This window comes from Candidatus Wallbacteria bacterium (assembly GCA_028687545.1).
Classification (GTDB): Bacteria; Muiribacteriota; JAQTZZ01; order JAQTZZ01; family JAQTZZ01; genus JAQTZZ01.
Genome location: JAQTZZ010000027.1, coordinates 17,870 through 32,704 on the forward strand (window position 1 = coordinate 17,870; position 14,835 = coordinate 32,704).

Below are 14,835 nucleotides of genomic sequence, written 5' to 3' on the forward strand. Positions count from 1 at the left end.
CCTTCAGTCTTGAAATACCCTCCCGGTCCATAGTATACTTTTCTGATGAACATCAGCAGACTGTCCAATCATTACAGGCATCTGCACCAGTTTCCGGAACCGGGATTCAAAGAATTTCTTACTCAAAACTACCTGAAGAGCGTGCTGGAAAGTCAGACCGCACTGAACGTGTTTCCAGTTGCAGGTACTGGTCTTCTGATCTTCAAAAAAGGTAATCCCGGAAAAAGGACCATCGCCTTCCGTGCAGACATGGACGGCCTGCCGCTGCATGAGAATACAGGCCTCGCATACAGTTCCAAGCACCCTGGATTCATGCACTCCTGCGGGCATGATGGACATATGGCGATACTGCTGGAATTGATTCTTAATACTGCGGAACTCGATCTCAGAAACAACTATCTCTTTATCTTCCAGCCCGCTGAAGAAGGTCCGGGAGGTGCGTCGGAAATCATCGCAGACCGGCGGTTTCAGGAAATGCTCCCAGAGATAATTTTCGGCCTGCACGTCCACCCGTCTCTGCCGGCCGGCGGCATAGGCTGCAAATCCGGGTCTTTTTTTGCCGGCGTCTCGGAATTTCACATTTCCATCCAGGGCAGGGAAGCCCACGCCTCCACCGGGGACCCCTGCAACGCCCTTCTGGGAGGAGTCGAAGGCATCTGTCAGACCATGGAGGCACTTGCAAAACTCGAATCCCAGCCTGAAAATGTTTCCATCAAAGAAAAACATCTTCTGCACTTCGGCCGGATCAATTCTGGAATCAAGGAGAACATCATCGCGGCAAGCGCTCAGATCGACGGCACTTTGAGGGCATTTTCCCCTGACAGGAAGAAATGGTTGAAAGACACGCTCTACAGGGAATTCGAAGATTCCACTAAAAAAAGGAATCTGAAACTGAATCTCAGTTTCAACTGCGACTATCCGGTTCTGATCAATGCAAAACCCGCTGTTGAGATCCTGAAAAAAGTCTGTCAGACTGCTGGAATCCATTTCCAGGATTTACCGGATTTTTTTCTGGGAGAGGATTTCGCCTTCTACCTGGAAAAAATTCCAGGCGCGTTCTTTCTGTTGGGCGTGAACGACACCGACTGCAGCGGAAACCTGCATACCGCAAATTTTTCCTATAACCCTTCCGCACTGGCGACAGGTGTCAATCTCTTCCAAAAAATAGTCGAATTTCTGGAATCCAGAGATAGGGCTTGAATCGACAAACAGCCTAAATATATTATCCGGCACTGCCGAAATTCTCAAAGAGGGAAAAATGGAAAAAATCAAGACTGAGGAAAAACTGCTGCTGGCGATGATGGAAACAGGCCTGGCCGATAAAGCTAAGGTCAAAGAAATACTGCATCAGTGCAAAAAAACCACCACCAGTCTGGGCCGATATCTGCTGAAATCAGGCATCCTCACCCAGAAGGAATTCATCAAACTGGTGCAGAGCAAGATGGGGATAGCCTATGCCAATCTGAATATCTTCATCATCGATCCCAACACCACGAGGCTGGTGCCCAAGAATATCTGCAAGGAATTCCTGCTCTTCCCTCTGATCAAGGTAAAAAATATTCTGATTGTAGCCATGGTGGACCCTCTCGACGAATCAGTGCTGAAGAATCTGACTGAATCCACAGGCTGCTCGATCAAGCCCCTGATCAGCAATGAAACTGAAATCCTGCAGGCCATCAACCGTTACTATGAACAGTGGCAGCCGTCATCCTTCAAGTCCACCAGGGACGAGATAATGGGCCTGGAGATCATCGATCAGGCCGCCAGACTGAATACTGAGATCGAGATGTCGTTCAAGGAGCTGTCGTCCGAAAAAAACTACGGCGACGAGCGCACGGTATCGCGTCTGGTCAACATCATCATCATGAAGGCGATCCAGGTCAAGGCCTCAGACATCCATGTCGAACCTGAAGCGGACGACGTGCGGATCAGATATCGCCTGGACGGGATCCTGCATGAAGTCATGTCTCTCTCCGACGAGATCAAGGACAACCTTTCTTCCAAGATCAAGATCACTGCGGAAATGGACATTGCTGAAAAGCGGATTCCCCAGGACGGACGTATCACCATGTCCACCAAGGCTGGAAAAAACGTAGATATCCGCGTATCCACCTATCCATCTATTTTCGGAGAAAAACTGGTGCTGCGGCTCCTGGATAAGAGCGCGTCTCTGATCTCCCTCGAGGACGCAGGATTTCCCCACAATATTCTGGGTAAATTCAAGGACCTGATCCATAAACCCAACGGTATCATACTGGTTACAGGACCCACAGGATCCGGCAAGACGTCCACTCTTTATGCGGCCCTGCATGAGATCAATTCAATGGACAAGAACATCGTGACCATCGAAGATCCCGTCGAATACCATATCCCGCACATCACTCAGGCCCAGGTGCTGACCAAGGCCGGATTCACCTTTCCGATCGGCCTCAGGTCCATCCTGCGCCAGGACCCGGACATCATCATGGTCGGAGAAATCCGCGACATCGAAACAGCCGAAACGGCTATCAGAGCAGCTCTTACAGGCCACCTGGTCTTCTCCACTCTGCACACCAACGACGCGTCCGGGGCGGTCACCAGGCTCGTGGACATGGGCGTGGAACCTTTCCTCGTGGCGTCCTCTGTGATAGGAGTTCTCGCCCAGCGCCTGGTGCGGAAGATCTGCCCTCACTGCAAAGTCAAAGTCAAACCCAATGCTTCGATTGTAAAAAGAATGGGACTGGAAGAGGGAGAAGAGCTGTATGAGGGCAAAGGCTGTGAGGTCTGCAATTTCACCGGTTATCTCGGCCGCACAGGTGTTTTCGAATTCCTGCTGCCGTCCGAGGAAATCCGGAAACTGATCATTTTCAAGGAGGCCTCCTCAGTGATCAAGACCAAGGCCAAGAAGGAAGGCATGGAAACGTTGCGGGCGAACGGACTGGAAAAAGTCAGGCGCGGCATCACCACTCTGGATGAAGTAGTGCGCGTGACTTACGGTTAGACAATAAACAAACGATTATCTAATTTTTGATCGCCCAGAGCTTGATGAAGAGCAGCTCCAGTCCTTCGACTGTGAAGCCATCCCGATTCTTGGAAGTGATTTCGTAGTCAGTGAGCAGGTCGTAAAACTGGACCAGATTGCTTTTGTTGATGAAAGAGAGGCCTGTGCCGTAAAAGCAGAGCTGCCGCTCTGATTTAAGCGGGCAGTTTGAGGGTAGGTCAGGAAAATTTTCCAAGAGCAGCTTCTTCGCTTCCGCAAAAATCTTATTGATATCCCAGAATCTCTTTTGCGAAACCGCGTTCTGATAGTCCCGGGAAATTTTAATAAAAGCTTCCGGCAGACCCGGTTTATCGCAGAGCGTGATCCAGCCGAGCGCACGGATTCCGTCCCGCAGGACTTCGAACACCACGATCTCGTTTCTCTCATCAGCGCATTGTCTGATCAGGGAGTCGGTCTGTTTCTTGTCGCGGTTAAAAAAAGAGCGCACCAGGTCGTTAACCAGCCATTCCGCTCCAGCCTGGAAACAGAGCACAGCTTTCGCGTCTTCAATGGAAATCGCCGGTTTTCCAAGAGAGTAAAGCACGAGTTTCCCGATTTCGGAAACTGCCTGCTCTTTTTTTCCGCCTGTCGCGGAAAAAACCAGTTCAGGAACGCCAAAATCAATCTTCACTTGATATTTCAGGAATTCAGCTCTCACCCAGGTCAGAAAATCCCGCTCATAGGTTTTCTTGAATTCATGCAGTTCCGCGATATTTCCGAGTTTCTTCCTGCAGGAATTCTCGATTTCACCGTATGAAACTGCCAGATCGGACTGCAGGTCAGCCGGCAGTGATTCCAGGAATCTGCATAACTGGGATTCAGTCAAAAAAGCGGCTTTCAGATGCACGAGCTTTCCCTTGCTGAACATTTCAGGTGTCAGAAGTGCTTCCCTGATCCGCTGCTGAAATTCATCCGGATTCTTCTGATAGGCTTCTTCGGAAAAAGTCTCAACGCAAAAACCGGATTTCCCTGACTTGAATTCTTCCAGAGCCTGAGCGCTGTCGACAGAATCGTATCCGCAGAAAATATGGATCCTGGTTTCTTTGTTCAAATCTTGTTAACCTCAAGCAAATGCTAACAAATCAGTGGATAATTGACAACCTAAAAATGTGGAATCTGAAGGCCGGATTTCCATCCCGCATTTGGTCTTCCGGTTTTACCCCAAGCTACAAAAATTAGTCCCCTGCTAATGAATTTGTCCATGATTCCGATTATTTCTTCAGAACCATCCACGGAGGTAATGATGCGTATAATCTCGTTAGTTTCATTAATATTGATCCTATTCAATGCTCCCGGATATGCAGCGACATCCATCATGGGGCCGACCGGTCTGATCAATGTTCCGTCTCCAGCCTGTCTGGAAAAAGGATTCCTGGAAGCAGGAATGCATACCAGACACTATTCTTTCGGATCGTTCAACGGTTCAGGAATGAAATATTCATTCAAGGGAAATTTTGGAGTGACGGAAAATTTCGAGGTCGGCTTTGAAAAAGGAGTGGACACTGGAGTCTATCTTGACGATCCAGGCATCTGCGTTCAGGGGAAAACCAATTATCACCTCGGGGAAAACCTGATGTTCGCAGCCGGTGCATTGATCGACAGCGACGCCAATGACTATTCCAGTGCCTATTTCACGGTAGGGGCACCGATTGCCTTCTTTGGTTTCGGCTTCAATTTCGGCGGGCATGAGAATACATTCAACAACGCAGCTTTCGGGGGATATGATTTCCAGAAAGGGCGGCCTGAAGACGCTTTCTTCCTGGCTGGAGCTGAATTCAAGCTCAACGCTGCTTCTTTTACCATCGGCTATAACGGTGATTATGTGGCACTCGGTGTCCGGGCGCCGGTCCAATCGCAGCAGATGACAGTAGATATTTCCTGGGCGTCCAGCGGTGATTATGTTGATTACTATAGGCAGGTCAAAAATTCCAACTACGATTCCCAGCATATTATCATCGGCGTTTCCGGAATGTTTTAGGATCTACAAAATTTTAAAAATAGAGAAAGGAGCGGAGAATGTTAAAAGCGAAAAAGGATAAAATCAGGGTGGCTATCTTGACCAAGCAGTACAAGATAAAGGGTGAGCTCTATCTCTATGAAAACTCCAGGCTCTCAGACATCCTGAATGCAGATCAGAATCGTGAATTCATTGCTCTGACCGATGTCAAACTCTATTCTCTTGAAGGGGATAAGATGATCGGGTCACAGTCATTTGCAGCCATCAACCGCTCGGAAATGGTCCTGGTATACCCAGACACCGAAAGTCTTGAAGCGCTCAGCACTTATCTCAAGACCGCCCAGGAACTGATCCGTAAAAATGCCTTTGATTCGGCCATTGCGGAAGTGAACAGGGTGATCGCGATCAGCCCGGATCACGCCAAGGCCCATTATATCCTCGGCATCGCGCTGGGTAAGAAGCATCAGCTCAACGAGGCCTTGCAGGAATTCGAGGAAGCACTGCGCCTCGCTGAAAAGGGCAGCGACGTAGCACACATGGCTCAGGAAATGATAAATCAGATAAAAATATAGATAGAATCAACGGATTTCAAACGGTTCGAAAACAAAAAAGCCCTGGTTACCAGGGCTTTTTCATTTCACTCCCAAAGATCATTCAGATGCTGTCGGCTTTGAAACCAGCACGATTACCTTGAACTGATCCAGAAAATGCGATTTCTTGTTTTCCTTGAGGATTTTAAGGGCATCAAGGTCGGAAACCACCAAATCTGTCTTTACGACTCCGGATGAAGACTTGGCCTTGATGAACAGCGGATTGAGCCCGATCCGTTTGGCATCGTATTTTTTCGCTTCATCCAGTGTCGGAGCATAGAAAAACACGCCGGCTTCCAGAGCTTTGTCCAGATTGTCGAAAATCGTTCCATAGACCTCGTAACCTTTTTCGCTCAAGATTTTCGGACTCTCGCTCCGCTCCAGTTCGAGCTGCTGGGCATCAATCACCAGAGAAGTATATGGCTTCTCGTCGGCAGCCAGCAGAGAGTAGCAGAACGGCAGCAGGAAAAGGAGAGATAGTGCTTTTTTCATGACACCTCCAGCTTTCGGAGCACTCGATAAACTATCGGTTGATCGAAGATCAAATTTTAGCCGGACCGGTGATCATTTCCTGGCCAGGCACAGGTAACCGGCGATGGCAGCGCATAGTACCAGCAGATAGTATCCGTACCAGCGGAACTTCCTTTTTTTGAGTGAAAACTTTAGAAATCGCAGAGCAAAGAGGCCGCTGATACATGCTACCGCTGCTCCAAATAGATACGACAGCCTGAACGACCCGGCTTTCAGGGCGTGATGCCCTTCAAGGATCACAGCGCCCATTACGGCAGGCATGGAAATCAGGAATGAATATTTGAAGGCTGTCTCGAGGGAATACCGCCTGACCAGCAGATATGCGATCGTCGAACCTGAGCGTGAAATCCCCGGCAGGACTGACACACCCTGCACACAGCCTACCAGCAGAGCATCCAGAAAACTAACTTCTTCCCGAACTCTCCCCCGCAGCGACATCCTCTCGGAAATGATCAGCAGCAGCCCTGTGATAAGAAAACCGCAATCCAGAAAGAAAAGGCTGCCGGAATTGGCCTCGAAAACCGGTTTAAGCGTGAATCCGATTACAGCGGTCGGAATACTGGAGAGGATAATTTTCTGGATCAGTTTTCCATCGGCTGATTTCATCGTAGCGCTGAAAGCCGTGAAAAAACCCAAAAATTCCCGGATCAGCCGCAGCACTGTCTCACGGAAATAAACAATCGTCGCACAGAGGGTCCCGAAATGGAGAGTGACGTCCAGGAGCAACGGCGATTCACCCGGCCAGCCTAAAAAATACTGTAAAAGGAGCAGATGGCTTTTAGAGGAAATCGGCAGGAATTCAGCCAAACCTTGAATTGTGCCCAGCAAAAAAAGGTAAAGATTGTCCATTTTATTGCTGGGCTCCCGCTTTTTTCAGCATTTCCCTGACAAAGTCACTGGATGCCACGCTCAGTGCAGTCCGGCCTTTTTTATCCTTGAGATTCACATCCGCGTTTGCCGAGAGGAGAAACTTGAGAATATCGACAACACCAAGTTTGCTGGCGATCATTAGGATGCTGATGCCGTTCTTATCCTGGAAATTGATGTTTCCCTTGTTGGATGCCAGAAATCTCACCATTTCCGTCTGTCCCTTGAGCGTGGCATAGACCATTGGTGTGTACCCTTTCTGATCCACATAATTAACATCTGCCTGACGGTCCAGCATGATTTTGGCGGCCTGTGTCCAGCCAAGTTCAGAAAAAGTAACCAGGCTTTCCTGGACGTCAGAGATATAGCATTTTTTTTCCAGAAGCATCACCGCCACCTCTTCACTGTCGGGACGGGATATGCATAAGTCCATCAGGGTCTTCTTGTCTTTGCTCTCTGTGAGGATGTCAGCTTTGTAGCCAAGCACGAATTTCAAAAGCTTCGGGTTGTTGTCTGTAACGGCAAACAGCAGCATTTGATTCTTGTCGGTTTTATTCTCTATCAGGATTTTAGCCATATCCAAGTCCATGCGGTCAAAAACAATCGCAAGCAAGGGGCGGCCCTGGAAACTGAGATTCGGGTTTATGCCTGCCTGGATCAGAAGCCTGACGGCTTCGAGGTCATTCTTGAGCACTTTTTCGATGAAGTTGTCTGCGCTGAAATTGATTCCCCGCTCATCCAGGGCTTTTCTGGCCTGTTCGGACGTCAGAATCGGCACCTTACGTTCAATCGAAGTGATGATAGCGATGACCAGGATAATCAAGAAAAAACCAATTACATATTTCATGTGCGAGGTTTAAACCTTATGGTAAAAAGTGCGGGGCACGAAGACCGAGGTACGGGTATCAACCCCGTACCCCGGATCTCGAACCATCAAATCTTATGCGTTTTCCATCGTCCTGTCTGAATTCTTCTCGCAGAACTCGGACATGAATTTTGCAAGAGCCTGGACGCCTTCCATCGGCATTGCATTGTAAGTGGAAGCCCTGATTCCGCCGACTGTCCTGTATCCCTTGACTCCAATGATTCCGGCTTTTTTGGCTTCTTCGATAAACTTGTCGTCCAGTTCGGTGGACGGCAGCCGGTAATTGATGTTCATCAGGGAGCGGTCCTGCTTGCTGGTGACATAGGCTTTGTAAAATCCTTTGGAATTATCGATCGCATCATAGATCAAACCGGCTTTCTTCAGATTGATCTCTTCCATCTTCTTCAAGCCGCCAAGCGCTTCGATCCATTTGAATACCAGGCCGCAGATATAGATAGAGTAACAGGGAGGTGTATTGTACATGGATTCCTTATCCACATGGATCTTGTATTTTAGAAGCGTAGGCAGATTTTTACTGGCGTTTTTTTCAGCCAGGTCCTTCCGGATGATCACAATGGCCACACCTGCGGGTCCGGCATTTTTCTGAGCGCCGGCGTAAATTATGCCGTGCTTGCTTACATCCACAGGCCTTGAGAGAAAATCGGAGCTCATGTCGCAGACTACCAGCTTATTTCCAAAATCGGGAAGCGGCCTGAACTCAGTGCCGTAGATGGTGTTGTTGGATGTATAGTGGACATAGGCCGCTTTATCGGATAATTTCCAGGTCTTGCGCTCAGGCAGGGATGTAAAATTAAGATTCTCTGTGGAAGCGGCGATATTGGCCTTCTTCCCGACCTTGACGGCTTCTTCGTATGCTTTCTTGGCCCACTCGCCGGTCACGATGTAATCTGCCTCGTCATTCTCTCCGAGAAGATTGAGCGGTACCATGGCGAACTGGAGCGTAGCTCCACCGTGTAAAAAGAGCACCTTGTGGGTGTCAGGGATATTGAGGATCTTGATCAGGGTGCTTTCAGCTCCCTTGATGATCGACTCGTAATCCTTTGATCTGTGGGACATCTCCATTACTGAAAGCCCTTTACCTTTCCAGTCTATCATATCTTTCTGAGCTTCTTCCAGGACTGGGAGTGGAAGGGTTGCCGGTCCGGCTGAAAAATTGAACACTCTCTTGGCCATGATGCCTCCTTATGCCAACAGTTCCCTATATTTTACCCTGATGCTGATCATCTGTAAAGACGATTCAGGTGCCGGAATCGCTCAGGATTCTTTTTTTAACCCCTGTTGTGCTAAAATGATAACGGACAAACGGAAAAGCTTGTTTGCCGCACTATTCAGATATAGATAATGATGGAGGAGGAAATTATGCATGCGAATAGACTTCTGTTGTTGTTTCTGACGCTTTCAGCTCTGATGCTGACCGGGTGTGCTGTGGTGGATTTTTTCAAAGGTCTGCTGGGTATGCAGAATGACGCGCCCCAGGTTGTCCAAAGAAAAATTATTCCCAAAGCACAAACTGTAGAAGTCAAGGCTGAACAGGATCCGGACGAACTGGCCAAACCCCTGCTCGATGCTGCCAAAAAGGGGGACATTCCAAATATCAGGGGATTGATGGCCAAAGGGACAAGCATCAAACTCAAGACCAAGGACGGCTATACTGCACTGATGTATGCTGCTGCAGCCAATCAGCTGGATACAGTGAACTTCCTGCTGGATGAAGGCGCAGAGATCAATGAGAAAGACGGGAAGAACGGTTCCACTGCTCTGATTTATGCCACAGCTTCCGGCCACAAAGAAACCGTTAAAACCTTACTGACGCGTGGCGCAGACAGCAGCATCGCCAACAGTGCCGGCAAGACAGCCCTCCAGATCGCCCTTGACAAGAAAAATGAAGAAGTAGTGAGGCTGCTGGATAAAGAGGGGAAATTCTGGCATGATGAATTCAAGGGCAAGATTTCCTATGTAGGACAGGCCTTCCTCGGCGAGAAAGGTCAGGAAGAGAATCAGAATTACTGGCGGGATGAACTGTTCCAGGCCAAGGGAGACGGCAGCGCTCCGGCCAGGCTGACTTTTTTCAACGAGGTCTCTTATACCGAACTGCACGGACCCTCCTATTCCCCGGACGGCAGTAAGCTGATCTTCTCCGCAGGCCAGAACAGCCAGCAGACAGACCTGTATGTACTCGAATTCGGCACTGAAGCTCCCAAGAAGATCACTGACAACCTGCTCTCAAACAGTTACGGCGGATTCTCACCGGACGGCAAGAGCATCGTCTTTTCCGCAGAGCGGGACCAGCAGTTCAACTTCGACGTCTATTCAGCCGACACTGATGGGGAAAACGTCACCCGCCTGACAGACATCATGGCCTGGGACGGGCAGCCCAGCTTCACACCTGACGGCAAGAAAATCCTCTTCATCTCCATCCGCGACACCCTCAATAAAATGTTTCTGATGGACATTGACGGCAAGAATCCTGTCAAACTCACCTGCGATACCCGGGAAGAAACCGAATGCGCCATGTCTCCTGACGGCAAGTCCGTTGTTTTCACAAGCAAAGTCGACGATGCGAGTCTTTCAGAAATATTCATGGTCGGCTCAGACGGCACGAACGAAGTACAGCTTACTGACATGAAGGGAACTGATGAACGCTACCCCTGTTTTTCACCGGATGGGAAACAGGTCGCCTTTGTTTCTTATAACCCCGCGAATGCCAAACTCAAGACCGGCAGCCTGATTATCATGGACCTTGACACGAAAAAGCAGACCAAAGTTACGGACAGGGTAAAAGTGGAGAAGATTTCCTGGATTAAATAACAATCTGGAGTAGACCTTGGAAGAAGGAGTCAGAAAGTATTTCATTTTACTCTGCCTGGTACCGGTACTTGTCTGGGCCTTCTTCAAATACGGCGATTTTTTCGGAGACAAGAAACCGCCCCCAAAAGGAGTGCAGTTCTCGCAGGACATCGATAAACCTGTCCGGGCTTATGTCCGCAGAAATGAGAATGACCCTGTCCGTTATTATTATCCGATCGAACGCAAGGAACTGGTCGGAATAAAACAAATGCAGCTGCCGAGACTGCTCGCTGTAACTGTAAACGGCATGGAAGCCTTTCCTGACCTTGAAAAGCTTGATCTGTCGGACAACAGCATCCTGGACATCAAAAACCTGTCCACCTGCCCGGTGCTCCAGGAATTGCTGCTGGACAAGAATAAACTCGTAGACATCACTCCCCTGGGTAACATTTCCACACTGAAAACCCTGACTCTCACTCAGAATAAAATCACCGACATCTCGGGCCTAGCCAGGCTTTCCAACGAACATCTGAAAGAAATTCCTCCCTGCCTGGAAATACTCAAACTGGACGACAATGCGGTCAGCGACCTCTCTCCCATTGCCAAGCTCACTACTCTGAAAGTACTGGAAATCTGCAACAATCAGGTTACTGATATCACTCCCCTTGCCAAGCTTGTCAACCTGCAGATACTCAAGCTATCCGGCAATCAGATCCGCGACATCTCTGCGATTCAACAGATGCCGAAACTGATCTGGCTGAGTCTGGAAAACAACAAAATCACGGATATTACGCCGATCGCCAGGAACACTGCTTTAGGTAAGAGCACTGAAATTTATCTGCAGGGGAACCCGATCGACATCCCGAGCCAGAAAGAGAATTTCCTGGCCATTAAAGGACGCGGCAGCAAGGTTACATTCTTCAAGAAATGACTGTTAGAATGTAAACTGTTTTTCATGTAATCGCTCGGGCACTGCAGGATGTTGGTAAGTTAGTAAGTTGGTAGGTTTGTATGTTGGAGAACTTTGGATAAGACATTGTTTACAGTCCACTAGTTTCTCGACTCTGAAATATGATATCCATAAGTTAGAGGTGTATCCATGGCAGAAATCAAGAAAGACCCCACTCTGATCGCAGCCTGCGGTCTTTACTGTGGCGCTTGCGGTTCATATCTGAAAGGACGCTGCATGGGCTGCCGTCTCAACGAAAAGGCTTTCTGGTGCAAGGTGCGCACATGCTGCATCAAGCTGAATTACAAATCCTGCGCCAATTGCCGGAAATTCCTCGATCCCGAGCAATGCGGCCTTTTCAGCAATTTCTTTTCCAAGCTGATTGCCATGTTCACAGGCTCCAGCCGCAGCAGCTGCATCAAACGCATCCGCGAAGTTGGAGCGGAAAAGTACGCTGAGGAAATGGCCAGCTCAGGCCGGATGTCGCTGCCAAAGCAGAAAAAATAGAAGCAACACATCCTGACTTTCAATAGAGTTCCTATAGAGAAGTAATGCAGACCGGATTAATCGACATTCTGTTTCTGGCTTTTTACTGCTGCTGCGGGGTAGTCACAACCCGGCTTCTATTCGATCATATCCCCGGATATTTTTTCCTGCTCGGTTTCCCTGTCGGGTTCTTTTTAGGGATGCTTCTATGGAGAGTCATTGTTCATTTTGTGCTGAAGAAATTCAGAAGCAAAAAGAGCTGTTAGCAATTTAATCTTAAGCTCTCGCCAGTAACTGTAGATCACCAACATATAAGGAATACCTTATCAGGCTGTTAAGAGTTCCTAACAAAATGTCATCACATTTTGCCGGGAACTCTAAAAAAGCGGCTGAATGCAAGGAGAGCGAAGACTGAGGAACGCAGCAAATAGGCACTGCTCTATCAGGCTGTTCAAAAAGGCCTGGATGCAAGGGCACTACCCGACTACCTTAAATCAGGCTGTTCAAAAACATCCAGATGCTAGGTGCACGAGTCCGCGCAAAACGAGGCGTACTTAATCGTACGCTGAGTTGCGCAGGATGAGTGCAACGACGCAGATGGGTGTTTTTCAACAGCCTGGGAAGGAAGTGGTAGGCCACGAGTTCCTTAATTCTAACTTTATTCTGGTGGAGTTGGACAACCTCAGGAAATTCAAGGATTACATGGAAAGCAAGGGCTACAAGTACTGATCTATCGATATTGATCTTAAATGGCTGAGTGATAAGGAATATGCATAGCTCTCTGTATTCTAAATAAGAATATACCAGTTGTAATGACAGTGTTGATGATAGCTCTGTATTGATAATAACCAAAAATGTATACAGCGGGAGAGGGTAATAACTTGATGACTGGTGTTTGTTTAGGTATAAATAGCAACGGAGGTGTCTGTTGACTCTTGATAAAAGAACAACTGTATGATTTCCATGGTACTTATTAAACTAACATTGACTCTGTCTGCACGATTCAATCTGATCATAATTTAATCAACCTCCGAAACTTTATCTTCTCCATGTATTAACTGTTTCTTACTGCAGCTTCTGTTCTCCCAAAGATTGAAGTTGGACAGTATACTTTCCGATTCAACAATTGAATACCCTCAGGAAAAATTGACCTGACAAGTGATATCACTATCTTCGTTTTTCCGCTCTCTCTGATTTTTTTCCATAGTGAGCAAATATTCTTCAACGAGTCTTCAACAAACTTAATGTAGGTGCTGCAATTGACTCTCATGATGCATTCCTGTTCCTGGATCTTCGTCTGGAGTTCTTTAATCTTAGCTTCATAATGTTGGCTCCGCTCTTTATATACCTGGTCAGTATAGACACCTTCTTCATGCTTAGTAATAACTTTCCTTCTCAACTCGTCGGCCTTGCTCAGCTCTTTGTCCAATCGCTCTAATTCTTTTGCCTCTTCAGCCATCCTGGATTTCTCCCGTCTTTCTACCAGTTGCATTAACAGTGTTTTGTCAGCAGGGTTGAAAGTTAGTTGACTGAGTATCTGAGTCAATTGCTTGAACATGTTCATTTTTTCGATCCGCTCATTACAATTTTTATTTTTGCAGTCACAGTAAATAATGTTTTTTACAGTGTAACTTCTGAGCTTATGCCCGCACTTTCCACATATTAAGAACCCATTGAGATAGAGTCTCTTTTTTTTTGATTCACGAGTCTTCTTATTCCTTACAAACCTGGTTTGAACACTATTAAATAATTCTTCTGATATCAGCGGAGTGTGCAGGCCTTTCACTCCTTGCGGTTTATTCCACTTACATACAATTCTTCCGGCATAAATTGGATGTTTCAGGATTTTCCTTACCCTTCGCTCACTGATTTTTTCCCCAGTTCGTTGTAGCTCAACTGCGATCATACCGATGGTCATGCCATTCAAAAAATCGGAGAAAATTTTCGAAACAATCACTGCTTTGGAATTTTGAATAAGGATAGGTTTCCCAAGGGCATCTCTCATATTGTCAAATCCAAATGGAGCCTTCCAACAAAAATATCCTTGCTTTACTGCCATCATCATCCCAGAAGTTGTTCTCTCATTTTTCACTTCAAGCTCAAGTTGCGAAAGACCTTGTATTACAGTTCTACAAAAATTACCCATAGGCGACTCATCTAAAGGTTGAGAAACGGCTAATATTTTTATATGCAATGCAGTCAGGAGCTCAATAACATGGGTGTGATCTGCCATGGATCTCGCCAACCTATCATATGCCCAAATTATTACTGCATTGATTTTATTCCTCTTATCAGTAACAAATTTTAGGAGGGTTTCCAACTCTGCTCCAATTACTGTAGCACTCTCTCCTTCACCCCGAAACACTCGAACGACTTTATACCCATTAAGATTGGCATATCCTAAACATTTTGCCTCTTGATCCTCTAAGCTAAAACCATACTCTGCTTGGTTTTTTGTTGAAACTCGAACCAAAATCACCGCTCTTTTTGTGTCAATGGTAGTCCCATTCATATAGGCCTCCTTGATATACTATTTTTGAAGATCTGCCATAAAACCTCTTCGAAAACCATTAATTGCTCAATTCGTTCAGGCTCATAGCCTTGATCAACTAGCAATTTGTATTCTTTGCTATCTTTACCGAACACATCCGAATCTGTTTTGACAGTACTCAAGCCCACTGCATTAATCAAGTCCTCAGTTTTTTTTGATTTTTCCATTTTATTCTCCATCAGAATTATTAAATAATTCAGAAAATTTTTCCC

The 14,835-nt window shown here is 47.1% G+C and carries 16 protein-coding genes; 9 read left to right on the forward strand and 7 right to left on the reverse strand.

The features are described from left to right. Positions 1-45 precede the first annotated feature (45 nt). Together PHW04_11750 and PHW04_11755 are read left to right on the forward strand one after the other, a co-directional pair. Positions 46-1,200: an amidohydrolase gene (locus PHW04_11750; protein ID MDD2716554.1), complete on the forward strand. Its 1,155-nt coding sequence runs from the start codon at positions 46-48 to the stop codon at positions 1,198-1,200. 58 nt (positions 1,201-1,258) lie between these two features. Next, a complete protein-coding gene (locus PHW04_11755) occupies positions 1,259-2,980 on the forward strand; it encodes a GspE/PulE family protein (GenBank protein MDD2716555.1) in 1,722 nt (573 codons plus the stop codon). Positions 2,981-2,999: 19 nt separating this feature from the next. On the opposite strand, the gene PHW04_11760 is transcribed toward PHW04_11755, so the two are convergent. Further along, entirely contained in the window at positions 3,000-4,070 is a 1,071-nt protein-coding gene (locus PHW04_11760) for a hypothetical protein (GenBank protein MDD2716556.1), read from the reverse strand. Positions 4,071-4,262: 192 nt separating this feature from the next. Here PHW04_11760 and PHW04_11765 point away from each other — a divergent pair, with 192 nt between their 5' ends. After that, entirely contained in the window at positions 4,263-4,997 is a 735-nt protein-coding gene (locus PHW04_11765) for a hypothetical protein (protein MDD2716557.1), read from the forward strand. 38 nt (positions 4,998-5,035) lie between these two features. Further along, entirely contained in the window at positions 5,036-5,548 is a 513-nt protein-coding gene (locus tag PHW04_11770) for a hypothetical protein (protein MDD2716558.1), read from the forward strand. A 78-nt stretch (positions 5,549-5,626) separates the two neighbouring features. Here PHW04_11770 and PHW04_11775 read toward each other — a convergent pair whose 3' ends face one another. The 4 genes from PHW04_11775 to serC form a co-directional block, all read right to left on the reverse strand. Beyond that, positions 5,627-6,058, reverse strand: a complete 432-nt coding sequence (locus PHW04_11775; protein MDD2716559.1) for a hypothetical protein — start codon at positions 6,056-6,058, stop codon at positions 5,627-5,629. 72 nt (positions 6,059-6,130) lie between these two features. Next, positions 6,131-6,946 carry an undecaprenyl-diphosphate phosphatase gene (locus PHW04_11780; protein ID MDD2716560.1) on the reverse strand — a complete coding sequence of 272 codons (816 nt, stop codon included), beginning with the start codon at positions 6,944-6,946 and terminating at the stop codon, positions 6,131-6,133. Between the two features lies 1 nt (position 6,947). After that, a complete protein-coding gene (locus tag PHW04_11785; protein ID MDD2716561.1) occupies positions 6,948-7,811 on the reverse strand; it encodes an ankyrin repeat domain-containing protein in 864 nt (287 codons plus the stop codon). 93 nt (positions 7,812-7,904) lie between these two features. After that, on the reverse strand, positions 7,905-9,023 hold the full coding sequence (gene serC, locus PHW04_11790; protein MDD2716562.1) for a phosphoserine transaminase: 1,119 nt from the start codon (positions 9,021-9,023) through the stop codon (positions 7,905-7,907). Positions 9,024-9,209: 186 nt separating this feature from the next. Here serC and PHW04_11795 point away from each other — a divergent pair, with 186 nt between their 5' ends. The 5 genes from PHW04_11795 to PHW04_11815 all read left to right on the forward strand — a co-directional run bounded on the left by PHW04_11795 (position 9,210) and on the right by PHW04_11815 (position 12,801). Then, positions 9,210-10,658, forward strand: a complete 1,449-nt coding sequence (locus PHW04_11795) for an ankyrin repeat domain-containing protein (GenBank protein ID MDD2716563.1) — start codon at positions 9,210-9,212, stop codon at positions 10,656-10,658. 16 nt (positions 10,659-10,674) lie between these two features. Next, positions 10,675-11,568, forward strand: a complete 894-nt coding sequence (locus PHW04_11800; protein MDD2716564.1) for a leucine-rich repeat domain-containing protein — start codon at positions 10,675-10,677, stop codon at positions 11,566-11,568. A gap of 168 nt (positions 11,569-11,736) precedes the next feature. Then, positions 11,737-12,093 (forward strand): DUF3795 domain-containing protein, encoded by a 357-nt coding sequence (locus PHW04_11805; GenBank protein MDD2716565.1) that lies wholly within the window; start codon positions 11,737-11,739, stop codon positions 12,091-12,093. Positions 12,094-12,137: 44 nt separating this feature from the next. Next, positions 12,138-12,338 (forward strand): hypothetical protein, encoded by a 201-nt coding sequence (locus tag PHW04_11810; GenBank protein MDD2716566.1) that lies wholly within the window; start codon positions 12,138-12,140, stop codon positions 12,336-12,338. A 331-nt stretch (positions 12,339-12,669) separates the two neighbouring features. Continuing rightward, entirely contained in the window at positions 12,670-12,801 is a 132-nt protein-coding gene (locus PHW04_11815; GenBank protein ID MDD2716567.1) for a hypothetical protein, read from the forward strand. A gap of 325 nt (positions 12,802-13,126) precedes the next feature. Here the strand turns inward: PHW04_11815 and PHW04_11820 are convergent, their stop codons facing one another. Then, positions 13,127-14,584: a recombinase family protein gene (locus tag PHW04_11820; GenBank protein ID MDD2716568.1), complete on the reverse strand. Its 1,458-nt coding sequence runs from the start codon at positions 14,582-14,584 to the stop codon at positions 13,127-13,129. Continuing rightward, entirely contained in the window at positions 14,581-14,790 is a 210-nt protein-coding gene (locus PHW04_11825; GenBank protein ID MDD2716569.1) for a hypothetical protein, read from the reverse strand. The genes PHW04_11820 and PHW04_11825 overlap by 4 nt, the downstream gene beginning before the upstream one ends. Between the last annotated feature and the right edge of the window lie 45 nt (positions 14,791-14,835).